25 protein-coding genes and 1 riboswitch are annotated in these 24,932 nt (G+C 63.0%); of the genes, 13 read left to right on the forward strand and 12 right to left on the reverse strand.

Going from position 1 to position 24,932, the window contains the following annotated elements; genetic code table 11:
• Window positions 1-87: 87 nt before the first annotated feature.
• Together gcvT and ONR57_RS18870 are read left to right on the forward strand one after the other, a co-directional pair.
• The gene (gene gcvT / locus ONR57_RS18865; RefSeq protein ID WP_265125069.1) at window positions 88-1,233 is read left to right on the forward strand and encodes a glycine cleavage system aminomethyltransferase GcvT; all 1,146 of its coding nucleotides are present in this window, start codon (window positions 88-90) and stop codon (window positions 1,231-1,233) included.
• Between the two features lie 23 nt (window positions 1,234-1,256).
• On the forward strand, window positions 1,257-2,360 hold the full coding sequence (locus ONR57_RS18870; protein ID WP_265125071.1) for a branched-chain amino acid aminotransferase: 1,104 nt from the start codon (window positions 1,257-1,259) through the stop codon (window positions 2,358-2,360).
• 44 nt (window positions 2,361-2,404) lie between these two features.
• Here the strand turns inward: ONR57_RS18870 and ONR57_RS18875 are convergent, their stop codons facing one another.
• The 4 genes from ONR57_RS18875 to ONR57_RS18890 are packed head-to-tail and all read right to left on the reverse strand — an operon-like array spanning window position 2,405 to window position 5,563.
• Window positions 2,405-3,205, reverse strand: a complete 801-nt coding sequence (locus tag ONR57_RS18875; RefSeq protein WP_265125072.1) for an adenosylcobinamide-GDP ribazoletransferase — start codon at window positions 3,203-3,205, stop codon at window positions 2,405-2,407.
• Window positions 3,202-4,266 carry a nicotinate-nucleotide--dimethylbenzimidazole phosphoribosyltransferase gene (gene cobT, locus ONR57_RS18880; protein ID WP_374116488.1) on the reverse strand — a complete coding sequence of 355 codons (1,065 nt, stop codon included), beginning with the start codon at window positions 4,264-4,266 and terminating at the stop codon, window positions 3,202-3,204. The genes ONR57_RS18875 and cobT overlap by 4 nt, the downstream gene beginning before the upstream one ends.
• The gene (gene cobU, locus ONR57_RS18885) at window positions 4,263-4,835 is read right to left on the reverse strand and encodes a bifunctional adenosylcobinamide kinase/adenosylcobinamide-phosphate guanylyltransferase (RefSeq protein WP_265125073.1); all 573 of its coding nucleotides are present in this window, start codon (window positions 4,833-4,835) and stop codon (window positions 4,263-4,265) included. The genes cobT and cobU overlap by 4 nt, the downstream gene beginning before the upstream one ends.
• An 11-nt stretch (window positions 4,836-4,846) precedes the next feature.
• The gene (locus tag ONR57_RS18890; RefSeq protein WP_265125075.1) at window positions 4,847-5,563 is read right to left on the reverse strand and encodes a DUF3043 domain-containing protein; all 717 of its coding nucleotides are present in this window, start codon (window positions 5,561-5,563) and stop codon (window positions 4,847-4,849) included.
• A 114-nt stretch (window positions 5,564-5,677) separates the two neighbouring features.
• On the opposite strand from ONR57_RS18890, the gene ONR57_RS18895 reads away from it, so the two are divergent.
• The 3 genes from ONR57_RS18895 (at window position 5,678) to ONR57_RS18905 (ending at window position 8,395) form a co-directional block, all read left to right on the forward strand.
• Window positions 5,678-6,730 (forward strand): glycerate kinase, encoded by a 1,053-nt coding sequence (locus tag ONR57_RS18895; protein ID WP_265125077.1) that lies wholly within the window; start codon window positions 5,678-5,680, stop codon window positions 6,728-6,730.
• Window positions 6,731-6,827: 97 nt separating this feature from the next.
• Window positions 6,828-7,178 (forward strand): iron-sulfur cluster assembly accessory protein, encoded by a 351-nt coding sequence (locus ONR57_RS18900; protein WP_265125079.1) that lies wholly within the window; start codon window positions 6,828-6,830, stop codon window positions 7,176-7,178.
• Window positions 7,179-7,405: 227 nt separating this feature from the next.
• Window positions 7,406-8,395 carry a carbohydrate kinase family protein gene (locus ONR57_RS18905; RefSeq protein ID WP_265125081.1) on the forward strand — a complete coding sequence of 330 codons (990 nt, stop codon included), beginning with the start codon at window positions 7,406-7,408 and terminating at the stop codon, window positions 8,393-8,395.
• On the opposite strand, the gene asnB is transcribed toward ONR57_RS18905, so the two are convergent.
• Window positions 8,392-10,323, reverse strand: coding sequence for an asparagine synthase (glutamine-hydrolyzing) (gene asnB / locus ONR57_RS18910; RefSeq protein WP_265125083.1), 1,932 nt, complete (start codon window positions 10,321-10,323; stop codon window positions 8,392-8,394). The genes ONR57_RS18905 and asnB overlap by 4 nt on opposite strands.
• Before the next feature lie 204 nt (window positions 10,324-10,527).
• Here asnB and ONR57_RS18915 point away from each other — a divergent pair, with 204 nt between their 5' ends.
• From ONR57_RS18915 to ONR57_RS18930, 4 genes are all read left to right on the forward strand, one after another.
• Complete coding sequence (locus ONR57_RS18915) at window positions 10,528-11,607, forward strand: cytochrome c oxidase subunit II (RefSeq protein ID WP_265125085.1); 1,080 nt, start codon at window positions 10,528-10,530, stop codon at window positions 11,605-11,607.
• A 33-nt stretch (window positions 11,608-11,640) separates the two neighbouring features.
• Complete coding sequence (locus tag ONR57_RS18920) at window positions 11,641-12,057, forward strand: cytochrome c oxidase subunit 4 (protein ID WP_265125087.1); 417 nt, start codon at window positions 11,641-11,643, stop codon at window positions 12,055-12,057.
• Window positions 12,058-12,190: 133 nt separating this feature from the next.
• Window positions 12,191-13,132 (forward strand): permease, encoded by a 942-nt coding sequence (locus ONR57_RS18925; protein ID WP_374116498.1) that lies wholly within the window; start codon window positions 12,191-12,193, stop codon window positions 13,130-13,132.
• Window positions 13,129-13,884: a TIGR03943 family protein gene (locus ONR57_RS18930; protein WP_265125091.1), complete on the forward strand. Its 756-nt coding sequence runs from the start codon at window positions 13,129-13,131 to the stop codon at window positions 13,882-13,884. Before ONR57_RS18925 ends, ONR57_RS18930 begins: the two co-directional genes overlap by 4 nt.
• Before the next feature lie 152 nt (window positions 13,885-14,036).
• Here the strand turns inward: ONR57_RS18930 and ONR57_RS18935 are convergent, their stop codons facing one another.
• The 4 genes from ONR57_RS18935 to ONR57_RS18950 are packed head-to-tail and all read right to left on the reverse strand — an operon-like array spanning window position 14,037 to window position 18,383.
• A complete protein-coding gene (locus tag ONR57_RS18935) occupies window positions 14,037-15,686 on the reverse strand; it encodes a cytochrome bc complex cytochrome b subunit (RefSeq protein WP_374116489.1) in 1,650 nt (549 codons plus the stop codon).
• Window positions 15,683-16,831 (reverse strand): ubiquinol-cytochrome c reductase iron-sulfur subunit, encoded by a 1,149-nt coding sequence (locus ONR57_RS18940; RefSeq protein WP_265125094.1) that lies wholly within the window; start codon window positions 16,829-16,831, stop codon window positions 15,683-15,685. Before ONR57_RS18940 ends, ONR57_RS18935 begins: the two co-directional genes overlap by 4 nt.
• Entirely contained in the window at window positions 16,828-17,715 is an 888-nt protein-coding gene (locus ONR57_RS18945; RefSeq protein ID WP_265125096.1) for a c-type cytochrome, read from the reverse strand. The genes ONR57_RS18940 and ONR57_RS18945 overlap by 4 nt, the downstream gene beginning before the upstream one ends.
• Before the next feature lie 59 nt (window positions 17,716-17,774).
• Window positions 17,775-18,383: a heme-copper oxidase subunit III gene (locus tag ONR57_RS18950; RefSeq protein WP_265125098.1), complete on the reverse strand. Its 609-nt coding sequence runs from the start codon at window positions 18,381-18,383 to the stop codon at window positions 17,775-17,777.
• 197 nt (window positions 18,384-18,580) lie between these two features.
• On the opposite strand from ONR57_RS18950, the gene ONR57_RS18955 reads away from it, so the two are divergent.
• Window positions 18,581-19,021 (forward strand): hypothetical protein, encoded by a 441-nt coding sequence (locus ONR57_RS18955; RefSeq protein WP_265125100.1) that lies wholly within the window; start codon window positions 18,581-18,583, stop codon window positions 19,019-19,021.
• Window positions 19,022-19,125: 104 nt separating this feature from the next.
• Window positions 19,126-20,172, forward strand: coding sequence for an anthranilate phosphoribosyltransferase (gene trpD, locus ONR57_RS18960; RefSeq protein ID WP_265125102.1), 1,047 nt, complete (start codon window positions 19,126-19,128; stop codon window positions 20,170-20,172).
• A gap of 13 nt (window positions 20,173-20,185) precedes the next feature.
• On the opposite strand, the gene ONR57_RS18965 is transcribed toward trpD, so the two are convergent.
• Window positions 20,186-20,461, reverse strand: coding sequence for an Lrp/AsnC family transcriptional regulator (locus ONR57_RS18965; protein ID WP_265125104.1), 276 nt, complete (start codon window positions 20,459-20,461; stop codon window positions 20,186-20,188).
• A 45-nt stretch (window positions 20,462-20,506) separates the two neighbouring features.
• A complete protein-coding gene (locus ONR57_RS18970) occupies window positions 20,507-22,267 on the reverse strand; it encodes a DEDD exonuclease domain-containing protein (protein ID WP_265125106.1) in 1,761 nt (586 codons plus the stop codon).
• A 563-nt stretch (window positions 22,268-22,830) separates the two neighbouring features.
• Window positions 22,831-22,990: riboswitch (cyclic di-AMP (ydaO/yuaA leader) on the forward strand.
• Window positions 22,991-23,006: 16 nt separating this feature from the next.
• On the opposite strand from ONR57_RS18970, the gene ONR57_RS18975 reads away from it, so the two are divergent.
• Window positions 23,007-23,603 carry a C40 family peptidase gene (locus ONR57_RS18975; RefSeq protein WP_265125108.1) on the forward strand — a complete coding sequence of 199 codons (597 nt, stop codon included), beginning with the start codon at window positions 23,007-23,009 and terminating at the stop codon, window positions 23,601-23,603.
• Window positions 23,604-23,758: 155 nt separating this feature from the next.
• Here ONR57_RS18975 and ONR57_RS18980 read toward each other — a convergent pair whose 3' ends face one another.
• Window positions 23,759-23,956 carry a hypothetical protein gene (locus ONR57_RS18980; RefSeq protein ID WP_265125110.1) on the reverse strand — a complete coding sequence of 66 codons (198 nt, stop codon included), beginning with the start codon at window positions 23,954-23,956 and terminating at the stop codon, window positions 23,759-23,761.
• Window positions 23,957-23,972: 16 nt separating this feature from the next.
• On the opposite strand from ONR57_RS18980, the gene ONR57_RS18985 reads away from it, so the two are divergent.
• A complete protein-coding gene (locus ONR57_RS18985) occupies window positions 23,973-24,926 on the forward strand; it encodes an NlpC/P60 family protein (RefSeq protein WP_265125112.1) in 954 nt (317 codons plus the stop codon).
• Window positions 24,927-24,932 lie beyond the last annotated feature (6 nt).

Here is a 24,932-nt window from a genome sequence, read left to right on the forward strand (position 1 = left end):
GCTCCGCGACCACCGCGCGATGGTTCTGATGGCTCACACTCTTGTCGTTCGAGGCTACAGCGAGCGAGGCCGGCTAGCGTTAGTCCGGTGACACCGGAATCCGTTCCGCAGGCGCCTGCCGCGACCTCTGAGCTGACCGCACTTCGCAGCCCCGCCCATGCCGTACATGTGCGCGCCGGAGCAACTTTCGCGCCTTTTGCCGGTTGGGAGATGCCAATTTCCTATACGGGCGTCGTGGGAGAGCACACGGCGGTGCGGGAACGGGTCGGGGTGTTCGACGTCAGCCATCTCGGCAAGGTTCTTGTCACAGGTAGTGGTGCCGCGGAGTTCGTCAATTCGTCCCTGTCGAATGACCTGCGCCGAATTGGCCCCGGTCAAGCGCAATACACCTTGTGTTGCGCAGAGGATGGCGGCGTCGTCGACGACCTCATTGCGTATCTCGCCAGCGAAGACGAAGTGTTCTTGATTCCGAACGCCGCGAACTCGGCCGACGTCGCGCGCCGCTTGCGCGATGCGGCGCCACCGGGCGTGAACGTGCAGGACCAGCACCAAGAGCATGCCGTTTTCGCGGTCCAGGGGCCGCTATCGGGTGCTGTGCTCGCGGCGGAGGAGTTGCCAGCTGAGATGGCATACATGGCATTCGCCGACGTGCCCTGGCCAGCCCTGTCGGACGCCAAAATACGCGTATGCCGCACGGGGTACACGGGCGAGCGCGGTTACGAACTCGTGGTCCCGTGGGAGCACGCCGCAGCCGCCCTGACTCGGCTGGTGGACACGATCAGCGAGCATGGGGGACAGCCTGCTGGCCTCGGTGCCCGCGACACGTTGCGCACCGAGATGGGTTACCCGCTCCATGGTCACGAGCTCTCGCCTGGCATTACTCCTCTGGAGGCGCGCTGTGGCTGGGCTATCGGCTGGAAAAAGGCGCAGTTCTGGGGCCGCGACGCATTGCTGCGCAGCAAGGACGAAGGACTCTCGCGGCAATTGTGGGGTCTCCGGGCCAAGGGCAGGGGTGTGCTACGCGCGGATTTGCCTGTGCGGCACGAAAACAAGGTGATCGGTACGTGCACTTCCGGTACGTTTTCACCAACTCTCAAAGCGGGAATCGCGCTCGCGCTCCTGGACACCACGGCAGGAGTAGACGCGGGCACGGAGGTAACTGTGGACGTTCGCGGGCGCGACATGCCCTGTGAGGTTGTCCGGCCGCCGTTCGTCACGCCAAAAACCCAATAGCTTTCGCGATAGGATTTTTCCCCATGACAGCACTGCCCGAGTTCAGCCGTGTTCCGCATCCCTCTCCGCTGCCGGCCGAGGAGCGCGCAAACATACTTGCGGCGCCAGGCTTCGGTCAGCACTTCACTGACCACATGGTGAGCATCGACTACACGGAGGGCAAAGGCTGGCACGATCCGCAGATTTTGCCGTATGGGCCGCTTTCGGTCGACCCCGCTGCAATGGTCCTCCATTACGGCCAGGCGATCTTCGAAGGATTGAAGGCCTACCGGCAGCCAGGCGGGTCTATTGCGTCTTTCCGGCCGGACGCGAACGCGGCACGTTTCCGCATGTCGGCGCGCCGGATAGCAATGGCGGAACTGCCCGATGAGCTGTTTCTGCAGTCCCTGCGCGAACTCGTCGAAGCCGACCGCGAGTGGGTGCCTGCCGCGGGCGGTGAGGAATCGCTGTACCTGCGCCCCTACATGTTCTCGACTGAAGCGGGCCTGGGCGTGCGGCCCGCGAAGGAGTACAAGTACTTGTTGATCGCATCCCCGGCAGGAGCGTATTTCAAGGGCGGTATCAAGCCAGTCAGCGTGTGGCTGTCCACTGACTATGTTCGTGCTGTTCGCGGCGGAACTGGGGCCGCGAAGTTCGCGGGCAATTACGCGGCGTCGCTGCTTGCACAGGCTGAATCGCTTGAGCACGGGTGTGACCAGGTTGTGTGGCTGGATGCTATCGAGCGCCGATACATCGAAGAAATGGGCGGGATGAACCTGTTCTTTGTCTTCGGTGCCGGCGCGGACGCGCGTCTTGTCACACCGGAACTATCTGGCTCGCTGCTTCCCGGTATCACGCGTGACTCGCTGATCCACCTGGCATCTGACGCTGGAATTCCCGTCGAGGAGCGCAAGATCTCTGTCGAAGAACTCGAGGAGAAGGCGAAGAACGGCGAGATCACCGAAGTTTTCGCGTGCGGCACTGCCGCTGTGATCACTCCTGTGGGGTCGGTGAAACACCCTGGAGGTGAGTACACCATCGCAGAGGGTGAACCGGGCGAGATCACCGTCGCGCTGCGCGACACACTCACCGGAATCCAGCGCGGGACGTTCGCCGACACGCACGGCTGGATGCAGAAGCTCGGATAAACGAAACGGAGGGACCGCCGGCAGCCTCTGAGTAGGCGGGTTTGTCAGCCCCCTGCCAGCATCCCCACCGCGACCAGCACGACGGTCAGTTCAAGGACAGCCCCGAGGACGTCCCCGTTCAGTCCGCCGAATCGCCGCGCGCAATGGGTGGTGAACAGGAATGTCGCGAGCAACGCCAGCGCAATCACAATAGTGCCCTGATATGGCCGTTCGGGAACTGCGACGATCGAAACAAAGATGGCGGCGATGAGCCAGGTGCCGATTACCGCCCACGACTGAGTGCCGACGACCAGTGCACCGAAACCCTCTGGCCGCGCCGGCCGGATCCCTGGCCTGCAGGCCAGGACGACTGCGATGCGTGCTGTGGCGATTGCTACCACGACGGCGACGAGTTTCCCCTGCTCGGCGAGCGCACCGAATGCGAATGCCTGTCCCATGAGACACAGCACCAGAGTGGCGACGCCGAATGGTCCCGAACCGCCGCTGTGCATCACCTCGAGTGCTTTCTGGGGTGGCGTGTACGTGCCGAGACCGTCGGCTGTGTCAGCGAGGCCATCGAGGTGCATGCCCCGAGTGAGGAGGGCCAGAAGCGCCACCGTGATGAGCCCAGCCAGCGGCGCCGGCAAGTCAAGGGCGATGAGGCCCCAGAGCGAAAGCGCCGCCAAGACGCCCAAGCCCAGCCCGATCAGCGGCGATGCTGCTATGGCCCAGCTGCCTGCGTGGCGGTCCGCGATCCGCGGGCCCCGCACAGGCAGGATTGTCAGCCACGAAAACGCCGCTCGGACGCCGTCGACAGCAGCATTTTCCGCTGTCTGTGCAGTTCGTCTGCTCCGTCGGTCTGTCACCGGTCAGTCACCCCCGCCTCGTCGAAGGTTGCCATTTCTGAAAGGGTTGCGACCGCCGCACGCACGATCGGAAGGGCGACTGCGGCACCGGACCCCTCTCCGAGCCGCATCGAGAAGTCGACGATCGGGTCCAGTTGTAAATGTCGCAGCGCCAGCGCATGCGCCGGTTCCGTCGACCGGTGGCCCGCAAGCCACCAGTCGCGGGCGCCCGCCGCCAGGTCATCCGCGACCATGGCTGCGGCGGTCACCACCACCCCGTCGAGGATCACCGGGGTGCGCCGCATGGCGCTCTGCGCGAGGAATCCGGCCATCGCGGCGATATCAGCCCCGGCCACCGTCTGGAGGAGTCTTACCGGATCGCGGAGGACAGGCCGTGCCCGGCGCATCGCGTCGCGGATCGCTGCCGCTTTCCGCATCCAGGTGGCGTCATTGATACCGGTACCGCGTCCGATCGCCGCGACGGGTTCGGTTTTCGTCAGCGCCGCGATGAGCACCGTCGCCGGGGTGGTGTTGCCGATTCCCATGTCGCCCGCGATGAGCAGGTCGGTGCCACTGTCTATCTCTTCGTCTGCGATCGTGCGGCCCGCGGCGATCGCAGACAGAGTTTCCTGCGCCGTGAGTGCGTCCTCACGGTCGATGGACCCTGACGAGCGGCGGACCTTGAAGGCGGACACAGACGCTGGCGTCGCGCCATCGACCGCGAGATCCTCGACCCGCACGGTCGCTCCCGCCGCGCGTGCCAACGCATTGATCGCGGCCCCGCCGTTCAGAAAGTTGAGCACCATTTGCTGGGTGACTTCAGCCGGGTAGGCGGACACACCGGTTCGGGCAATGCCGTGATCACCGGCGAAAACGACGATTCGCGGCCGCTCAAACAGCTTCGGCGGGCTTTGGCCCTGACAGGCTGCGATCCACTCACCCAGTTCTTCTAGTCGGCCCAGCGAACCTGGTGGCTTCGTCAGCGACAGCTGCCGGTCTTGCGCTGCGCGCCGGGATTGCCGGTCGGGTTGCGGAACCGAGTCGAAAACCACGCGCGGGTCGGGCCCGTCGGGTGCTGTCACCGGTCGTCGTCCTCCTCGCGAACCAGCGCTGACTCATCTCTCAGCGGCAGGGGGATTCCCGCTATGACGAGAACTACTTTCTCGCACTTTTCCGCGAGGCGGCCGTTCAACACCCCGATGAGGTCGCGAAACATCCGGCCGGAGGGGGTTGCGGGCACGATTCCCATTCCCACCTCCGGGGTGATCAGTACTAATGGACCGGCGTATGAGACCACCGCTTCGACCAGTTCGTCGACGACTGAGGTAAGCGATTCCGGACCGCTGTCCCAGGCGCCGCGCGTGTCGATCTGCGCCGCGAGCCAGGTGCCCAGGTCATCTACCAGCGTTGGAGCCGACGAATCGAGCCGCAACTGGTCTGTTAACTCAATGGACTCGACGGTCTGCCAATGCTCCGGCCGCCGTTCCTGGTGCGCGGCGATCCGCTTGTCCCACTCAGGGTCGTCCGGGCGCCGCTGCGAGGTAGCGATGTATCGAACCTCGTCAGGTGATGTCGCCCACTCTGCGATCAGGTGTTCGCCATAGCCGGATTTACCTGAGCGAGCGCCACCAAGGACAAGAGCGCGCGGCATCTCGGATGCGATCAGATCGGGTCACCGGGACGCACTTGCGGCCGCGGCACGCGCAGTTTGCGGATCTGCGTCGCGCGGACAAAGGCGTACCATCCGATGCTGAAGCCAGTGTCGTCGCTGTCCGGCCACCGTTCCCGGATGCGGTTGCTGATCATGCGGCCCAGCATGATGCCCTCGATGATCATGAAGATCAGGAACACAAGCATGCCGAGAGTGATGACACCCTGAAGTTCGGGCGGCATGAAAAGCGTCAAGAGCACGAGCAGCGCGAGCGGCATGAACATGCCAGCGAGGTTGCGCCGCGCGTCGACATAGTTTCGTGCAAAGCGGCGTACCGGTCCGCGATCACGCGGGAGCAGGTAATCCTCCTCGCCCGACATCATGCGGGCCCGGCGTTCAGCGGCGCGGGCCCGGCTGTCCGCGGCCGCGCGCTTTTTCTCCGCTTTGCTCAACTTCGGCTGGTTCTTTTGCGCGTCCTTCTTCGCCGCCTTCAGGGCCTTTTTACGTGCCCGCGCCTCTGCGCGCGTCATCGGGGGAGGTGTGATCGGCCCCCGGACGCTGCGTTGCGACTCGCTTCGCTTGGGTGTAGGGCGACCCTTGCTGGGCGTGTATCCCCGGCGCTGAGCGTCGGAGGTGTCAGTCTCGCTTGGCGTGCTGGGCGTGTCGTGGACGTCCGCGTCGCCGTCACCGCTGGGGGTGTTCTCGTTGCCTCGTCGGGGGAACTTCACGCGCTACAGGGTATTGGATGAATCGGGCCGGACAAACATGCCGGATGCGCCTATGCCGCTCAGGTCGGTGTTGCACGCCGGGCGAACCTGCTTCACAGGTGGCAGACTCAGACGATGCGAGTCCTCATCGCGCCTGACGAATTCGGAGGCACCCTCTCGGCGAAGGCTGCTGCAGAGGCGATAGCGCAGGGCTGGGCGAGGTCCCGGCCGGGTGACGACATTGGTTACGCGCTGCAGTCCGATGGTGGCCCCGGATTCATTGAGATACTCGCCACGAGCGGCGGGGAACTTCAGACCGCGGACGTGGCAGGCCCGCTTGGGCAGCGCCTTGAAGCTCGCTGGCTGCTGCGGGACGGGGTCGCCTACATCGAGTCGGCGCAAGCATGCGGTCTCGCCGTGCTGGGCCGCCCGCCCGCCCCGCGGACAGCGCTCGGCGCGTCTAGCGCGGGCGTCGGTGACCTGATCGCGGCTGCCCTGGAGCACCGGCCCCGGCGGATTGTCGTTGGCCTGGGTGGTTCAGCATGCACCGATGGGGGCGCTGGACTAATCAGCGTGCTCGGCGGGTTCCCCGCGGCTGTGCAGCGGCTTGCAGGTGTCGCGCTCGTCGCCGCTACAGACGTGGAAAACCCGCTGCTGGGGGCGGACGGCGCGGCGGCCGTTTACGGGCCGCAAAAGGGAGCGGATCCGCGGACAGTCGCGGAATTGGAAACACGGTTGACGCGGTGGGCCGGGGAACTCAGTTCCTGGGCGCGGCGTCCCATCGCAGGCCTGCCCGGCAGTGGGGCAGCGGGGGGCATCGGTGCCGCACTCCTCGCGCTCGGTGCGGAACGTGTATCCGGGGGCGATATTGTGGCATCTATCACACAGCAGCGCGCATTGATTCGCCACGCTGACCTAGTGATCTCTGGCGAGGGGAAGTTTGATGCGCAGTCGCTGCGCGGGAAGGTCGTGGTGACAGTGGCGGCCGAGGCTATGAACGCTGGCGTCGACGTCGTTGTGCTTGCAGGTCAAGTCCGTATTCGGGACGATGAGTATCGTCCCCGCGGTGTTGTTGCGGCGTACTCGGTGGCTGACTACTGCGGCTCTGTCGAGGCAGCGATAGCGCAGCCGGAGAAGCATCTAGCCGATCTCGCCGCGGCCGTGGCCTCCTCATGGGCAAACGGGTAGCGTGGGCTGGCTGCTGCGGGAATGTTCCAAGAGGATGTACCGTTTAAACAGGCACCAGTACGTGCACGGCGATGAAGGCTAGGCTGAGGGAGAACGCATGACTGTGCAGAACGAGACCGCCACCCAGGGTGTAACGCTGACTGCTGCTGCGGCCGCGAAGGCGAAGGCGCTGCTTGAGCAGGAGGGGCGCGACGATCTCTCGCTTCGGATTGCTGTGCAGCCCGGTGGATGCGCAGGCCTGCGCTACCAGTTGTTCTTTGATGACAGGACGCTCGACGGGGACCACACCCTCGAGTTTGACGGTGTGACGCTCGCTGTCGACCGGATGAGCGAACCCTACTTGCACGGGGCCGTGATCGACTTCGTGGATTCGATCGAGAAGCAGGGCTTCACGATCGACAATCCAAATGCAACGGGATCGTGCGCATGCGGGGATTCCTTCAACTGAGAAGCTGAGTACTTGCGTTTCGCAGGGCCTTGATCCGGCCCCATGGACGCACCCGGGGTGGTCTGGCGAGGAGCCGGACCACCCCGGAGTGCTTTCTGGGCAGTTCGCGCACAGAAAGCACAGCCCCCGCGCGGTACGGTAGGGCGTCGCGACACGATCGGCCGGTCGGCCGGAGATGGAGACTCCGTCGCGGCCATACCTGCCGTGGGCACGAAAGGGACTAATCAGTGGCGATCGCTGTGAGCGGTTCGATTGCAACAGACCATCTCATGACTTTCCCGGGGAAGTTCTCTGAGCAGCTCGTCGCGGACAAGCTGAACCAGATTTCGCTCAGCTTTCTTGTCGATGACTTAGTCGTCCGGCGCGGGGGAGTCGGCGGGAACATCGCCTACGCCATTGGTGTGCTGGGAGGATCGCCCGTACTGATCGGTGCCGCAGGTACCGACTTCAGTGAGTATCAGAATTGGCTTGAATCGCACGGTGTGGATTGCAGTGGTGTTCTGATCTCCGAGACTGCGCACACCGCTCGATTCGTGTGCACAACGGATCTCGAAATGGCGCAGATCGCCTCGTTCTACCCGGGAGCGATGTCGGAGGCCAAGGACACCTCGATCTCAGATGTCGTGAGGGACAAACCGGGCGTAGGCATGGTGCTGATCGGTGCTAATGACCCGGGTGCAATGCTCGCGCACACCGACGAATGCCGAGTGCTTGGCGTGCCGTTCGCGGCAGATCCCTCGCAGCAACTCGCGCGTATCGATGGGAGCGCCGCGCGGGATCTCATCAAAGGTGCGGCCTACCTATTCACGAACGAGTACGAGTGGGGTTTGCTGCTCCAGAAGACCGGCCTTACGTCGGAGGAGGTCGCGAGTCAGGTTGATGTGCGCGTCACCACGCTCGGCGCGAACGGTGTGGAGATCCTGCCCGCAGGGGGCGATCGAATTTACGTCGAAGTTGTGCCGGAGTTGCGGCGCGTTGACCCTACCGGGGTTGGCGACGCGTTCCGCGCGGGCTTTCTAACCGGGCGGGTCGCAGGGCTCGGCTTCGAACGATCTGCGCAACTCGGCTGCCTGGTCGCCGTGCTGGTTCTAGAAACCGTCGGTACCCAGGAGTGGACGTGGGACCGTGACGAGTCGCTGCGGCGCCTCGCGGGTGCGTACGGGCAGGAAGCGGCCGATGAGATCGGTGCGATCCTGCCCGTGTCGGCACGGGCCTAAAGCTTCACGGGGTACTCGTGATCTTCGATTGGCGGCGTGATCCGCTTCTCGACAAATATCCCGTGCCACACCATGAAAGTGATGAGGGTCCATAGCCGACGGCTGTGATCAGAGACCCCCGATCGGTGCTCCTCGAGCATCTGACCAACAGCTCGCAGATTCAGAATGTGGTCCGCGCCCGATTCGTCGATCTGGGTGCGGGCCCACTCGTACAGTTCAGGTCCGCGCAGCCAATGGCGGATAGGCACCGGGAAGCCCAGTTTGTCGCGGTGAAGGACGTGCGGCGGCACAATTCCTTCGAGCGCTTGGCGCAGCGCGAACTTTGTGGTTTCGCGCGTGATCTTCTGCTTGTATGGCAACTTCTCTGCGACTTTGAAGACTTCTGGGTCAAGGAACGGCACGCGGAGTTCGAGCGAGTTCGCCATCGTCATCTTGTCCGCCTTGACGAGGATGTCTCCGCGGAGCCAGGTGAACAGATCGACGTGCTGCATCCGCGCCACCGGATCCCAGCCTTCCGATTGTGCATAGACCGGCGCGGTGACATCCATATGTGTCCACTCGGGGCGGAAGTCACGCAGAACCGCTCGCAAATGCGCGTCCTGGAAGCTGCGGGCGTTGCCGTAATAGCGCTCTTCAAGGGTTTGCGAGCCGCGCTGGAGCAGGCTCTTGCCGCGCCGGCCTTCTGGCATGCGCTCGGACAGTCGTGCCGCAGTGCGGCGCATCCCGGGTGTGAGCGCACTGAATGGGCGCAGGGATAGCGGCTCGCGGTAGATGGTGTAGCCGCCGAAAAGCTCATCCGCGCCCTCGCCTGACAACACGACTTTCACATGCTTGCGCGCTTCGCGAGCCACGAAATACAGCGGAACCAGAGCGGGATCGGCAACCGGATCATCCAGGTACCACACGATTTCCGGAATCGCTGCGGCGAACTCTTCGGGGCTCACGACCTTCACGACGTGGCGTGCACCAATAGCCTCGGCAGATTCCGCGGCTACGTCGACCTCTGAGTACCCTTCCCGCTGGAAACCAGTAGTGAAGGTGATCAGGTCGGGGTTGTGCCGGATCGCGAGAGCGGCGATCGCAGTGGAGTCGATACCGCCCGACAGGAAAGAGCCAACGGTGACGTCGGCACGCATGTGCTTGGCGACAGAGTCCTCGAGCACCCGCGCGATCTCGTCATAGCGTTTCTGCGCCCCGTCTTTGCCGCGCGCAAAGGGGACCACCGGGAATCGCGGCATGAAGTAACGGGTGATCTCGGGCTCTCCGCCGGGCCGGATCCACGCATACGATCCGGATTCAAGGCGCCTGATCCCGGTGTGGAGCGTCTCGGGTTCGGGAACATACTGCAAGACCAAGTAGTGTTCGGTCGCGCGCGGGTCGATGTTCATATCGAATTTCAGCAAGTCTGCGGCCTCGAGGAGGCTCTTTTTTTCACTCGCGAACCCGAAACCGCCCGGGCCGTGTGCGATGAAGAGGGGCTTGATTCCGAATGGGTCCCGGGCGATGAACAACTCGCGTTTCTCCGTGTCCCACACGGCGAAAGCAAACATGCCCCGGAGGCGGCGCACCGCGTGCGCGCCCCAATAGTGAAACGCAGCCACGATCGTTTCGCTATCGCCCTCCGTGTGGAAGATAGCGCCCTGATCGCGGGCGAGCTCTTCGCGAAGTTCGAGATAGTTGTAAATCTCACCGTTGAAAGTCAGCGCATATCGCTCCGGGTTTTCCGGAGGGCCCCAGCGCAGCGGCTGGTGCGAGTGCGCGATGTCGATGATGGCGAGCCGGTTGAAACCGTACGCAATGTCATCGTCGTGCCACGTGCCGGACTCGTCCGGGCCCCGGTGCCGCATGCAATGGACAGCTTCGCCCAGCTCAGGTGCTATTGCTGCCGCGCTACGATCGGCGGTCAGAATTCCAAGCAGGCCACACACAGGCGCAGCACCTCAATTCGCGTCCCAGGGGTCGACAGTCATCCCCGTGCCGGGTCAAACACTTACCGAAAGGGAGTATGCCGTAAAGATCTGCCTTAGATGAGCCGACCCGAGCGCGCCGGTGCTTGGGGCGTGGTCTACGCTGCGTAGTATTCGGACTCAGAATGCGGATGAGTCCGCAGTAGGTGTGGCAACCAGGAAGGCGTGAACGTGGCACACGGTAGTCAGCGTCGGATTGCGCGGCGGACTGGGCTAGCGGCGACTCTCGGTTTCGCTGCCGTGCTCCTTTCGGGCTGCTCCATTGACAATGCGGTTCTGCGATTCGGCTGGCCGTCTGGGGTAACGCCCCAGGCAGAAAGCATGCGCGTGTTGTGGACCTGGTCGGTGGTCGCTGCTCTCGCGATGGGCGTTTTGGTGTGGGGCCTGACATTCTGGACGGTCACGTTCCACCGGAAGAAGAAGGACTCCCCAGATTTCCCGCGGCAGACTGCCTACAACGTGCCGCTGGAGCTCATGTACACAGCGGTGCCGTTCGTGATCATCGCGGTGCTCTTCTACTTCACCGTTGTGGTGCAGAACTTCGTCAACGATAAAGAGCATGGCCAAGCCGATGTTGTGGTCGATGTCACGGCATACCAGTGGAACTGGAAGTTCGGTTACCGCACCATCGACATGCAGGACGGCACGCCGTTCTACGATGGCGCTGACCCGGACACTCCGCAGGTTACCGCGGCCGGGCAAGAGGCCGAGGGCGATGACGAGCATGGTGAGGCATACGGCCCGATTCACGGTAAGGAGCGCGGCGACCTCTCGTACCTGCAGTACAACAAGATCGAGACCGTAGGAACGAGCGAGGAGATCCCCGTCCTCGTGCTTCCCACAAATCGGCGCATCGAGTTCGTACTGGCATCGTCCGACGTCGTGCACTCCTTCTGGGTGCCGGAGTTCCTGTTCAAGCGGGACGTCCTGCCGAACCCTGAAGAGAACCACTCCGACAACTCGTTCCAGATCAGCGAGATCGAGCGGGAAGGCGCATTCGTCGGCCGCTGTGCTGAAATGTGCGGCACATACCACGCGATGATGAACTTCGAGGTCCGCGCGGTCAGCCCGGAGGCATTCGCTGAGTACATCGACCTGAGGAAGCCGGTTGAAGATGGTGGCCAGGGCCTTTCGAATGCGGAGGCGCTCGCTGCGATCGGTGAGGAGCCACTGTCTGTCACGACCGTGCCGTTCGAGACCAGGCGTGACGTCCAGACCGCAATCCCGTTCCGGGCTGACAACTGACGCTGACCACCTCGAGCAAGGACAAGTACTGACATGAAGATCGAAGCTAAGCTCTTCGAGCTGTTGACGGTGTTCTTTATCGTCGTGGGCATCATCTACATCGTGTTCACGAACATCTCGCGTGCGGGTCTCGAGTGGGTGGGTATCACCGCGATCGCCCTCTCAGCGGGTCTGACATTGATTGTCGGAACGTACTTCCGCTTTGTTGCCCGGCGCATAGATACCCGGCCGGAGGACTACGACGAAGCAGAAATTGCGGACGGCTCCGGTGACCTCGGCTTCTTCCCGCCGCACAGCTTCTGGCCGTTACTGCTGGGTCTGGCCGCGATGATCACGGGTATCGGCTTCGCGTTCGTGCAATGGTGGATGGTCACTGCTGGCGTGGTGTTTATCCTGGTCGCTGCCGCTGGCCTGGTCTTCGAATACCACTTGGGTCCTGAAAAACACTGATCAATCACGCAATCCGCCCTGGGAGCCGAGCCTCCAGGGCGGATTTGCTGTAGCTGCGGGGCAGGAGCGCTCCAGCGTCGTAGAGCGAGCGGAATCCTTCCGCTCGCTCTATCTTGTCGCCGGCGTGTTGCTCCTGTTGCTGTTCACGCACGAATACATCGCCGGGCTCATCGAGGGAAGTCCCCGGTTGCTGGCTGCGCTGACTATATTCATCGCCGTCTTCATCCAGGCCATTCCCTTTCTGATCGTCGGTGTCGTGCTGAGCGCAAGCATCGCGACGTTTGTATCGCCGGCCCTGCTGCAGCGCGTGTTGCCGCGTCAGCGTCACGCGGCAGTCGGCGCCGCCGGTGTCGCCGGTCTCGCGCTCCCTGGCTGCGAATGCGGATCTGTTCCGGTAGCGAGGCGACTGATCGACCAGGGCGCGCCGAGCGCGGTTGCCCTGACCTTCATGCTGTCCGCCCCGGCGATCAACCCCGTCGTGCTGGTTTCTACCGCGGTTGCGTTCAGTGGGCACCCGGAGATGGTGGCTGCACGTTTCGCTGGATCGTTGGGTACCGCGCTGGTGGTGGGCTGGATTTGGCTGGCGATCAGCAAGAAGAAATGGATTGGGCGAGGAAACGGCTCACCAGTGTGCAGCTCCCACGGTGGTGACGGCAGCAACTCGCGCCTGCACGGGTTCGCTGCAGCTGCACGGCACGACCTCGTGCAGGCGGGCTCATTCCTTGCCCTCGGAGCCGCGGTGGCTGCTGCACTCCGCGTCTTCGTTCCCGCTGCGGTGTATGAGCACATCGCTGGAAATCTGCTGGTGGGTGTGCTCGTGATGGCGGTCCTCGCGGTGCTGCTCGCGCTTTGCTCTGAAGCCGACGCTTTCGTTGCCGCGAGCCTCACGATGTTGCCGCTGCTGCCGCGCCTTGTGTTCCTGGTCGTGGGTCCGGCAGTTGACGTGAAACTGGTAGCGATGCAGGCGGGTGCATTCGGCCATTCCTTCGCAGTGCGATTCGCGCCGCTCACTTTCTTGGTCGCGATTGCGTGCGGCAGTGCTGCGGGGCTCGTGTTCCTGGGAGCGACTGCATGATCAGGGCAACGCAGAACGCGGTGCTGTTGTTGCTCGGCTGTGTTCTGGTGAAAATCGTGGTCGACGGAGCACATATGCGCTACGTGCGTGCGGATTTCGGCCCGTTCTTGCTCGCCAGTGGCCTTCTCATCACGGTTCTCGCACTACTCGGCATGCTCCGTGATTTCAGTTCGCTACGGGTTGGCGGCACCGGTGCGAGTGGGGAGCGCTCCGGAAGGTCCGCATGGTTGCTATGCGCTCCGCTCGTGATCCTGCTGTTCGTGCATCCGCCTCCGCTTGGCCCCGAAACTCTGGAGCTGCGCCCCGCTAGCCCTGCTCCCGGGGGATTCGCACAGGCCGTGTCGCCGCGGGATGGGCCAAAGATGAGGTTCGATCCCTTGCCTGATGATCCCTATCCGGAGGTGGGCATCCTGGAAGTGATACGCCGCTCGGCATTCGATTCAACCGGCAGCCTTGAGGACCGCGAGATTAGTATCGTCGGATTTGTCATGTCGCTGCCCGAAACGCCTTCTGAGCGAGTTTTAGCGCGTGTCAGCATCGTGTGCTGCGCGGCGGATGCGCGGCTCGTCTCGCTCCGTTTGAGCGGCATTTCTGGCACTCCACTCGCGGATGCAGCCGATCGCACGTGGTTTGAACTGCGCGGCACCGCGGTCCCGGGCAGCGCGCGGCCAGATAATGGGTATACACCGCTATTCCGTGTCACCTCGGCACGCGCAATCGCAGCGCCACCGAACACCTACGAACACCCATGATGCCGGCAGCCTCACAGGAAACGGACCAGGCGCACGACTTCTGGGCGTGATTCTGGTCCGTTTCCTGTGAACCTGCGCCGTGCACCGCCGCAAAAAGGGAGGGGCCAGCCGTGTAAGGCTGGACCCTCCCTTTTAGGGGACGCCGGGCTGAGTCAGTGGTGTCCGTCACCACCGTTACGGTTGCGTTCCTGCAGTTCGCGCAGCGCGCGTGCATGCGCGACATGCGCTTCGTGCTCAGCGTGTTCCAGCGCCTCGTGCTCGTCCGTCGGATCTGCCGTGAGCAAACTGCCGGCGCCAGGTTTGCCTGCCGAGCCGAGCTGGTTCATCCGCTTTGGTACCGCCGCACCCTGGTAGGGGAGCGGAATCGGGTGACCGTGCTCGTCGACTGGGCCGAGCGGCTGGTGCAACTCGATGTACTCGCCGTGCGGCAAGCGCGTGATGATGCCCGTTTCGATGCCGTGTTCGAGAACCTTGCGGTCCGAACGCTGCAGACCGATGCACCAGCGGTAGGCAATGATGTACGCGATTGGCGGAATCACCACCATGCCGATGCGGCCGAGCCACGTCGTCATGTTGAGCGAGATGTGGAACTTGTAGGCGATGATGTCGTTCATTGCCATGAAGAAGAGGACGAGGTAGAAACCGATCGCCATGGCACCGAGAGCGGTCCGCACTGGGACGTCGCGCGGGCGCTGTAGCAGATTGTGGTGGACGTCGTCCTTCGTGAGCTTCTTCTCGATGAATGGGTAGGTGAACAGCAGGATGAAGACCACGCCGAGGATCACCGCGACCCACACCACCGATGGGATCATGTAGTTGCCGAGGTAGATATCCCACGCGGGGAAGATACGAGCCATACCTTCGGTGAAGAACATGTACCAGTCAGGCTGGGAACCCGCCGAAATCTGCGAGGGGTTATACGGACCGAGGTTCCAGATTGGGTTGATCTGCAGCAGGCCGCCCATTAGCGCGAGGATGCCGAAGATCACCGCGAAGAAGCCGCCTGCCTTAACACCGAACACCGGCAGCACGCGGACGCCGACCACGTTGTTCTCTGTGCGGCCTGGACCGGGGAACTGCGTGTGCTTCTGGTACCAGACCAATGCGAGGTGGGCAGCGATCAGTGCCAGCAGAATGCCTGGGATAAGCAGAATGTGCAGTACGTAGGCCCGCGGGATGATCAATTCGCCGGGGAACTCCCCGCCGAATGCCAGCCAGTGGATCCAGGTGCCGACCACAGGGAGCGACAACATGATCGCCGAGGTGATGCGGAGACCGGTGCCGGAGAGGAGGTCGTCCGGCAGGGTGTAGCCGAGGAAGCCCTCTGCGATGGTGAGCACGAAGATGAGCGAGCCGATTACCCAGTTCGCTTCACGTGGCTTTCTGAATCCGCCGGTGAAGAAGATGCGGAACAGGTGCAGCACGATCGACGCGGCAAACAGCAGCGCCGCCCAGTGATGCAACTGACGAACGAACAAGCCGCCCCGGACTTCGAACGAGATATTCAGAGTTGTTTCGTAGGCCCGCGACATTTCGACGCCACGCATCGGCTGATACACGCCCTCGTAGGCGATGTGCGCCATTGATGGGTCAAAGAACAGCGTCAGGTAGACACCCGAAATAAGCAGAATGATGAAGCTGTATAGAGCAACCTCGCCAAGCAGGAATGACCAGTGGGTGGGGAACACCTTGTTCATCTGCTTCCGCATGCCAGCTGCCATACGGTAGCGGTCATCCATGTCGGTGGCCGCACGGGTCGCTTCGGCTGTACTGCGCGCCTTGAGCGCTTGACTCATGCTCATGATTCCAGATTCCTGTAGCCTGGCCGTTCCCAGAATGCTGGGCCGAGCGGTTCGATGAAGTCGCCGTTGGCGACCAGGTATCCCTCTTCATTCACTGTGATGGGCAGCTGCGGAAGAGCACGGGTTGCCGGGCCGAAGACCGGCTTGGCGTACTGCATCACGTCGAACTGTGACTGATGGCAGGGGCACAGGATCCGGTGCGTCTGCTGCTCATAGAGCGACGTGGGGCACGCAAGGTGTGTACAGATCTTCGAGAAGGCGAAGAAGTTGCCGTAGTTGAACGTTTCCTGCCCTTCGCGCCGAACTGCCCGGGCAGCATCCTCGGCGCGCAGGTGGAAGAGCATGACTGCAGAATACTCGTGGCGCAGCGACTTCAGCATCATCGAATGGTCGCCCTCCCATGACGCCTTCCACGGGAAGACCGACTCCATGCCGCCAGCGTCGATATCTTCTGGGCGAACCAGTGCGACGTCAGTGATGCGTCCCGTGTCCCGGCGAAGGTAGATCGTCTCGCCAGGGTAGTCCGGCGTCCAGAGGGAACGCCATAGGGGCGAGTCGTCCCGCTGTGCCCATGGGTTCTTGACCATGCCACCGAGGAGTCCGACCGGTGCGGCCACCGCGAAAGCACCGATGCCGAACGCGGCGCTCCATTTGATCATGCTTCGGCGGCCGAGCGTGGACGTGTCGTACGCGTCGCGCAGCAGGGCGACGGACGTCATCTGGTCGAGCTTGTCGGACGGTCCGTCGTGACGCTGCTGGACGGAGATCTCCTCGGGGATCATCTTCTTGGCGATCAGCACTACACCAATGCCGATGCTGAGGATCGATAGACCGAAGGTTAGGCCATAGAGCGGAGTGGTCAGGTTATAGAGGGCGTAACCTTCTTCGCCGATCGTCCGGTATTCCCACGGCCAGAACAAGAAGATCGCGAGAAACGCGAGACCGGAGAGCCCGGCGAGAGTGAACCAGAATGTGATCTGGCGAGCCGCACGTTGCTCGGCCTTAGTCCCCTCGATCGGCCAGCGGTTCCGGCGATAGATCACCTCGACGTCGTCAAGGCTGGTGCCAAGCTTCGCGAGTTCTTCCTGGCTCATTCCGGCCAGTTCTTCTGGGGTGGGGTTCTTTTTCTGATCCCCGCTGCTCATGACCTTGCTCCGATCCACATTGAGGCGCCGATGACGACGGCCACTCCCAGCACCCACATGGTGACGCCTTCAGAGACTGGGCCGAACCCACCGAGGCCGTAGCCACCGGGGTTGCGAGGCTCGTTTACAGCCTTGATGTAAGCGATGATGTCGCGCTTGTCTTCGGGTGACAGCTGGCGGTCTGAGAAGACCGGCATGTTCTGCGGTCCCGTCAGCATCGCCGTGTAGAGGTCCGGCTCGGGTACGCCGACTAGTGCGGGTGCCCATTTGCCGGAGGAGAGCGCACCGCCCATGCCCGTGAAGTTGTGGCAGGACGCACAGTTCTGGCGGAAGAGTTCGCCACCGCGCGCCGGGTCGTTTCCGCGCAATGAAACGGTCGCGACTTCGCCGTCCGCGTCTCGCGGAACGATTGGACCGCCACCATTCGCCTGGATGTAGGCGCCGAGCGCGTCGATCTGGCGGGGCTCAAACTTCGTTGGTTTGCGCATGGCCTGCGCCTCGTTCCGCATCGCTGGCATGCGCCCAGAAGCGACCTGGAAGTAGACGGACGCCTCGCCGACACCGATCAGGCTGGGTCCGCGATCCGGCACACCCTGCAGGTTGATGCCGTGGCAGGTGACACACGACGTGTCATACAGCTGCTTGCCTTCGCGGATTAGCGCGGCACTGTCTTCACTGGCCGTAGCGATCTGTGCTTCGGGCGTGATCGCGGCGGCGATGACTCCCGCGCCGATAAGTCCCATCAAGAGCATCACTGCTCCGGCGGCCCGCCGGCGCAACTTACGCGCGCGGCGCTGCTGGCGTGGCGAGGTGCCGGACGCCTTCACGGGGGCGCCCGGTTCGTCGCCGAAGTCGTCGGCTGAAGGTGGTGGAGATGAGCTCATCTAGATCCCTTTGGTATCGGGGGACGGGCTGGACGGGGCTGTAGTCGCTGGCATCTGCGCTACCGGATGAAGTAGATCGTTGCGAACAGCGCGATCCACACGATGTCGACGAAGTGCCAGTAGTACGAGACGACGATTGCAGCTGTGGCTTGGGCTGGGGTGAACTTGCTCATCTTTGTTCGCGCGATGATGTACAAGAACGCGATCAGTCCACCGATGACGTGCAAACCGTGGAAGCCCGTCGCCATAAAGAACACGGACCCGTAGACGCTGCTGGACAGGGTCGTTCCCTCGTGGACCAGTTCGTAGTACTCGTAGCCTTGTCCGACAACGAAGAACAAGCCCATGAAGAAGCTGAGCAGGTACCAGCGCCGCAGGCCATAAACGTCGCCCCGCTCGGCCGCGAACACGCCGTACTGGCAGGTGAACGACGATGCCACCAGCACGACCGTGATCGTCAGCGCGAAGGGGACGTTGAGGTGCGTGGGTGGCGGTGGCCACTCGGTAGCTTGCGCGCGCGACACGAAGTACATCGCGAACAAGCCCGCGAAGAACATGAGCTCGCTGGACAACCAGACGATAGTGCCCACGCTGACCATGTTGGGGCGGTTCAGCGAGTGCACACGCTGTGTGATTGCCGTTCCTGAGGTCCCTACTGCGCTCGTCACAATTGGAAGTATGACGCCCCGTCGTAAGAAACGTGCACCCGGGTCCGGTATTACGTGTCCCCCGATTATGTTTCGCCTGGTCACGGCTGTCCGGGGAGATCGTTGATAGAGTTTTCGGAGTGTCGCGGCATGCGTGGGTGCATCCTGGTGGCCTCGCGCGACAGCTTATTCGCGTGCGAGATGCAAGGGAGTGGTCGATGTTGCGCCGGCTGCTAGGCCTGTTCGCCCGGGGCGGTCCGGCTGCTCTGGACCCGGGGCGATCCGATCTGGTTATCGTCGCGCAGGCCGGTGATCCACTGGAAGCGGCGGGGACGGTGCTGAGCCGGGCGGCGATCGCGGAGCCGCGCTGGCGGGAACCGGAATTGGCAGTCTTGCGGCACCACATGGTGTTCCCCGCGCACGATGACAGATCAGGTGAAGCTGCTTCAATCGCCGCGTTAGACGGGTATACGCTTGCTCGCACCGGCGTGCCGTCAATCGAGGTGGCAGATGGCGAAAAGCACGTCGTTCTGCAGCGGGTTCAGGTGCTGTCGGTGCTGGGGTGCGCGCAGGAAGCGTCGAGGATGGCGAGTCTCGCATCGCGGCTCGGTGGTGACTGTCGCGGCTGGGACGCGCTGCAGCCCCGGGAGCCTGCCTGAGTGCGCTCCGCTGCGTGGTGCCCGGGTGATTGGCCCGGTTAATTGGCTGCTCGTGGTTATAGGATCGGCACGACCGCGAAAGTGATCGGCAGAGAGGCTTCGTTGTGACGTCGGGTGATTCTCAGTTCAGCTGGCCGCTAGTGCTTGGTGCATTGACCGAAGGTCGTGATCTTTCCGCCGAGGCTACCGGCTGGGCAATGAACGAGATCATGTCGGACGAGGCAACCCCGGCTCAGATCGCGGCATTTGGTGTAGCGCTCAAGATGAAGGGTCCGACCGCCGACGAGCTTGGTGGCCTCGCGGGGGCGATGATGGCCCACTGCCGTCCGGTGTCAGTTAGCAAAGAGGCTGTGGACATCGTTGGTACCGGTGGTGATCGCTCCCACACTGTCAACATTTCGACAATGTCTTCTCTCGTTGTTGCTGCGGCAGGTATTCCCGTCGTTAAGCACGGCAACCGCGCGGCGTCCTCGCGCAGCGGCGGGGCGGATGTTCTGGAGGCGCTCGGCGTCCGCATCGATCTCGGCCCTGAGGGTGTGGCTCGCTGCGTATCGGAGGTAGGGATCGGTTTCTGCTTTGCTCCTGTTTTTCATCCCGCGCTGCGGTATGCGGCTGCGCCGCGCAAGGAGATCGGGATTCCAACCGCTTTCAACGTTCTGGGTCCGCTGACCAACCCTGCACAGCCGCGGGCCGGCCTCGTTGGGTGCGCATTTGATGCGCTCGCCCCCGTAGTCGCTGAAGTTTTCGGCCAGCGCGGGAATACGGCACTGGTCGTCCGTGGCGATGATGGTCTCGACGAAATAACGACGACAACGACCACGACAATGTATGCGGTCGAGTCGGGTGCAGTGACCAAGACCACGTTCGACCCGCGGTCCGTTGGTATCCCATACTCCGCTCCGGGTGACCTGCGCGGCGGCGACGCGGATGAGAACGCTCAGATCGCGCGCGCTGTTTTCGGTGGCGAGCGCGGCGCGGTCCGCGATGCTGTGGTCCTGAACTCCGGCGCGGCGATCGCCGCGCACAGCGGGCTGGGGAGCAACGTAACGGATGCAATCGGTGAGGGCGTGGACCGCGCGATCAAGGCGATCGATGCCGGCGCTGCAGCGGATTTACTAGCGCGGTGGGCGGAGCTCACTCAACGCATCTAGGTGCGAGCGCGCGCTATTCGCCGATCGAGAATCCGGCTTCGACGTCGGCTCGAGCGTATGACTTGAACGCGATGTGCGTACGCGTTGATCGAACACCGCTGACTTTCGCGATGCGCTCGGTGACCACGTGGGCGATGTCCTCGTGACTGCGGACGCGCAGAATCGCGATGAGATCGATGTCACCAGCGCAGGAGTAAACCTCTGCTACTCCAGGGAGGTCGGCGACTTCCTGCGCAGTTTCGGGGATGCTGTGCGCGTCGGTTTGGATGTGAACGATGACAGTGATCATGCGCTGAGCGTATCGCTCGGGCCAGCCAGCAGGCGGGATTGCCGTTTATAAGCAGGCCTGGCTTTGCCGAGCGCCTTCCTGTGCCTGCTTGCACCAGGCTAGATGTCGGCCTGCCCCGGACGCGGGCTCGCTGTACGCGTGGGTGGTACGCACGATTCTGGCCCCCTCACCCAGCCACCGAACGAGGAGACTCACTTCTTCAGGGTGCGTCCCGGCGAGTGGTGTTCCATCGGCGATCACGGTCTCCGCAGAGCGGGTGAGTACGTCGACGACATGCAACGGAGACGTGCCCCGCGGTGCTTTCCCTGCGGCGGCAAGGCGGCCATACCGGATGATCGCCATGTCCCAACCACCGAGCCCATCACGGCGGCCAGCCACGATCTCCTCAATGCCAGTCAGGGCGACCAGCCTATGACAGCGGTGCAGGGCGATGCCGAGCTGAGCGGCGCGGTCACGCAGGCGCGCCGCGGTCTCGAACTTCTCGCTTGCGGCGAGTTCGTCGATTCGCCGCTTGAGCGCCGCAATCGGCGCATCGCTGGTGCCTGCGAGCACGCGTGAGGCTGCTGCCACAACTGAGTTGTAGTCGGCCGAACGTAGTGGGCCCTGCCGTGCTGCGGGGCAGCCGCCTACCGGTGCTGGCAAGCAATATTCGCTGTGGTCGTCATTGGAGGTGAGCCGGTGTGTACAGGTACGCAGGCCGCAGCTTTCCGCGATGGTCTCGGCAGCGGTGCGGGCGGCGGCGCGGCTGGGAAACGGCCCGAGCGCTGCTGGAGAAGGTACGCGACTGACAGATAGTCGCGGAAACGGCTCGTCGGTGAGCCGGACCCACCATGACCGTTGCGGCCATTTCGATTTGCGGTTGTACGGCGGTGCGTGCGCAGCGAGCAGCCGGAGTTCTCGCACGCCTGCTTCGAGTGATGTTGCACAGGGGACATGATCAACCTGCTCCGCAAGCGCTACCATCTCGCGCATGCGGGACCGCAGCTCAGAACCGGTGAAGTAGGAGCGGACGCGGCTATACAGATTTGTCGCGGTGCCGACGTACAGCACTTCATGTGAGGGTCCCCGGAACAGGTAGACGCCTGGTCCACTAGGCAGATGGCTCGCGAGATTGCGTTTACGTCGGACGGCGTCGGGGACTGCCGGGTAGTACTGCTTGAGTTCCGCGAGGCTCTGAATGCCCTGGTTTCCTACTCGCTCAAGCAACGCGTGGAGCACATCCACGGTTGCGCGCGCATCATCGAGCGCACGGTGCGTGGGCCGGTGCGGTATGCGGAAGTGTTCTGCGAGTGCTGAGAGCTTCACCGAAGGGGCTTCATCACGGGGCAGCACGCGGCGCGCCAGCTTCACAGTGCATAGCGGCTGACTGTGGGTCCATGGCAGTTCACAGCGCGCCGCAGCGCTTTTCAGAAAACCCGTGTCGAATCCTGCATTGTGCGCGACCAGGGTCGCACCGCGTGCGAATTCGAGAAAGCTTGGGAGAACCTGCTCGATGGAGGGCGCGCGATAGACCATCGCGGTCGTGATCCCAGTGAGCTGAACGATGTGCGGGGGAATAGCGCGCCCTGGATTGACCAGGGTTGCGAACTCGCCCAAGATCTCACCGCCGCGTACCTTCACCGCGCCGATTTCAGTGATCTGGTCCTTCTCCGCGCTTCCACCGGTGGTTTCGAGGTCGACGATGACGAACGTCGTGTCATGCAGTGAAGGCCCGAGTTCACCGAATGACAGTTGTTGCGCGCCGTGGCGGTGATCTGGCGCGGTCGCGGCGCTGTGAACTGCGGAAACAATCGAGGTCGGGCTCACGCGGCTCACCCTAGCGGCGAGCTCTGACAATCTTGTGCGACGCGCCAGTGCGCCTGGGCTTCTTGCCGGAAGGGGGACGGTGCGAGCGCTTGCGCGAACCTAGGGAGGCGCTCAGGTTGCTCTAAGCAAGCGTTTAGCTAGCACGTTGTGAGTAAGTGAGAGAAGCATCACAATAAGTTTTTTTCGTGATGTGGAAGGTACTTCGACCCGTGTTCAGCTAGTCGTTACGTGGCGTTGGTGACAGCATCTAACTTTTCTCCTAGCAGGCTGTTTGGATGAAACAGCAGTGCGCAGGCGAGGGGGCGGAGTCCGGCTAACCGGAAAAAGCGCGCAGAACGGCATTCGACACGCGCGGCCTGCGCCGAGTGCGGAATTGTCGCCTGCCTGAATGACGGCTGAGCTGCATGAATGTGATCGTCTGCGACGGACGGGTCCGTTACGATAGCAGGGTGTGACTTCTACCACAAGAATCGCCGGTTAGGCCATTGCGTGGACGGTTCTGATTCTCTTTCGTAATCTTTTCGAGACCTTTGGAGTCTTGCCGACCCGACCGGGATGGCGCCAGAGGTCAGCCGCCTAATCAGCGCCCACACATTCGTGCGCTGAGCCGGGGACCCACCTTGTTGGGGTGAATCTCGCACCGGAACGCACACGGGGCGAGTAGGGCCGTCTTCCAGGCCCGAACCCGTCAGCTAACTCGGTCGGCGGTCGATGGAAGAAACAGGAGACGTTTTTAACCATGGCCACGAAGTCGCTTAAGCGGACTGTTCGCACTGCTGTCGCTGCTGGGATCGCAGCAGGTGCGCTCGCTCTTCCAGCTGCGCCCGCAATGGCAGCTCCGGTGACCATTCCGGGAATCGGTACCTTCGACGTTCCGGATAACTTCGCGATTCCGACCGAATTCGAGGTTCCTCAGCTTCCTCAGGTTTCTGGCATCGAGGTTCCCGAACTCAACACCGGCAGCATCGGTGATGTTGCCGCACCCTTCTCGAACGGTGACCGCGTCGCGGACGCGGCCCTGAGCAAGGTCGGCTCCCCATACGTGTGGGGTGCTGCGGGTCCTAACGCGTTCGACTGCTCCGGTCTCGTGTACTGGGCACACCAGCAGATGGGCGTTAACGTGCCGCGCACCAGCCAGGCTCAGGCCGGTGGCGGGGCCCCCGTGGGGTACAACGACCTCCGCCGCGGCGACGTCGTTCTTTTCTACGGCGGTGCCTCGCACGCTGCGATCTACATCGGCAATGGCCAGGTTGTGCACGCGCTGAACTCGTCGCAGCCGGTAAAGGTCGACTCCCTCGGGTCGCTGCCCTTCCACAGCGCACGCCGCTACGCGTGATTCGAAGCCGCTGAAGAGCGCGGTTGATCGCCGTGTTTGTGCGGCGGAGCCAAATTGATTTCGTGATGTGGGGCGAGGCCGGTAATCGGCCCGCCCCACATCGCATTGGCAGGGACTGAACGCTTAAGTGGACAGACGCTAGGGTGTTCCGTAATCTAATCGAGACTTTGGGCCTGCCTCGCCGCTGTTTCGGTGCGTGCTGGGTCGTGCTTCCGCGTGCGGCGGGTGATCTGGCCGCCTGCGGGTTCCGCTTCGTGTGATTTTGGGGTGACAGTGGGGGCTTCGGGAAATCGCTCGCTAGCGCGGGTGGCATATGCGGCATTAGCTGCCGTCTTCGTTGTTCTGTTAACCATCACGCACGCTCCGCGAGTGACAGCGGACCCTGTTATCACTGACGCGACTGAGGCCCTGGAACGACTGTCTGAACTCAGCAGGGAAGCAACGCGGGCGAACGATCAGGTACTCACCGCGCAGATCCGCTTGGAGGAGTTGCAGAGTCAGCTGGCGGACGCGGAGCGCCGCGAGCAGGACAGCGCGCGACTGATGACTGAGGCGCGCGGCCAGATCGAAGCGCTTCAGGAAGTAGTCGACAAGTTCGCATTCGCGAATTACCAGGGCATCCGGTTCGACTCGCTCTTCGCGCTGCTCACGAGCGACTCGCCGCAAGACCTGATCACGCAGATGTCCGCGTTCGAGATCATCTCAAGGGACACCTTTCAGCGCATCAAAGACTTCGAGTCGGCCCGGGAAACATATGCCGATGCGGAACAAGTCGCGCGGGAGGCGGCTGCGCAGTTCCGTGCGCTCACGGAGGATGCGCGCACCCAGCACAATCTCCTCGCGCGTGAGCAAGCCGCGCTTCAGGAGCAGATTGAGCGAATCAAGGCGCTGTACGAATCCTTGAGTGCGGAAGAACGTCAGGCGTGGGCAGGTGTCACCGTGCCGCCCGGTTTTGATCCCAATTCGCTGCGAGGTTCGGGTGTGGGGGTCGAGATTGCCCGCGCCGCCTTGAGCCGGCTCGGTGCGCCCTACGTGTGGGGCGCGACAGGGCCCGATCAATTCGACTGTTCCGGTCTCGTAATGTGGGCGCACAATCAGGCGGGACGACCAATCCCGAGAACAAGCCAAATGCAGGCCAACGGTGGAATGCCAGTTTCGCCAAGCGACATTCAGCCGGGGGATGTGGTGATCTACTACAGGGACGCCACACACGTGGGGCTGTACATCGGTAATGGTCAAATCGTTCACGCGTCGACGTTCGGTGTCCCGGTTAAAGTGGACGCGGTGAACTCCGCACCGATTCATTCGATCAGGCGCTACTAATCTATG

The sequence above is a fragment of the Hoyosella sp. YIM 151337 genome, from assembly GCF_026041215.1.
Lineage (GTDB): Bacteria > Actinomycetota > Actinomycetes > Mycobacteriales > Mycobacteriaceae > Hoyosella.

Bases quoted from the DNA above. Each gene is read 5' to 3' on its own strand.
- cobU (WP_265125073.1), bottom strand. From the start codon at position 4,835: ATGCCGCGCGCTCTTGTCCTTGGTGGCGCTCGCTCAGGTAAATCCGGC.
- ONR57_RS18920 (WP_265125087.1), top strand. From the start codon at position 11,641: ATGAAGATCGAAGCTAAGCTCTTCGAGCTGTTGACGGTGTTCTTTATC.
- ONR57_RS18980 (WP_265125110.1), bottom strand. From the start codon at position 23,956: ATGGTTAACAGAACAACGAAGACGGCAGCTAATGCCGCATATGCCACC.
- ONR57_RS18930 (WP_265125091.1), top strand. From the start codon at position 13,129: ATGATCAGGGCAACGCAGAACGCGGTGCTGTTGTTGCTCGGCTGTGTT.
- ONR57_RS18935 (WP_374116489.1), bottom strand. From the start codon at position 15,686: ATGAGCATGAGTCAAGCGCTCAAGGCGCGCAGTACAGCCGAAGCGACC.
- ONR57_RS18955 (WP_265125100.1), top strand. From the start codon at position 18,581: ATGTTGCGCCGGCTGCTAGGCCTGTTCGCCCGGGGCGGTCCGGCTGCT.
- ONR57_RS18965 (WP_265125104.1), bottom strand. From the start codon at position 20,461: ATGATCACTGTCATCGTTCACATCCAAACCGACGCGCACAGCATCCCC.
- ONR57_RS18900 (WP_265125079.1), top strand. From the start codon at position 6,828: ATGACTGTGCAGAACGAGACCGCCACCCAGGGTGTAACGCTGACTGCT.
- ONR57_RS18975 (WP_265125108.1), top strand. From the start codon at position 23,007: ATGGCCACGAAGTCGCTTAAGCGGACTGTTCGCACTGCTGTCGCTGCT.
- ONR57_RS18945 (WP_265125096.1), bottom strand. From the start codon at position 17,715: ATGAGCTCATCTCCACCACCTTCAGCCGACGACTTCGGCGACGAACCG.
- ONR57_RS18940 (WP_265125094.1), bottom strand. From the start codon at position 16,831: ATGAGCAGCGGGGATCAGAAAAAGAACCCCACCCCAGAAGAACTGGCC.
- ONR57_RS18870 (WP_265125071.1), top strand. From the start codon at position 1,257: ATGACAGCACTGCCCGAGTTCAGCCGTGTTCCGCATCCCTCTCCGCTG.
- ONR57_RS18895 (WP_265125077.1), top strand. From the start codon at position 5,678: ATGCGAGTCCTCATCGCGCCTGACGAATTCGGAGGCACCCTCTCGGCG.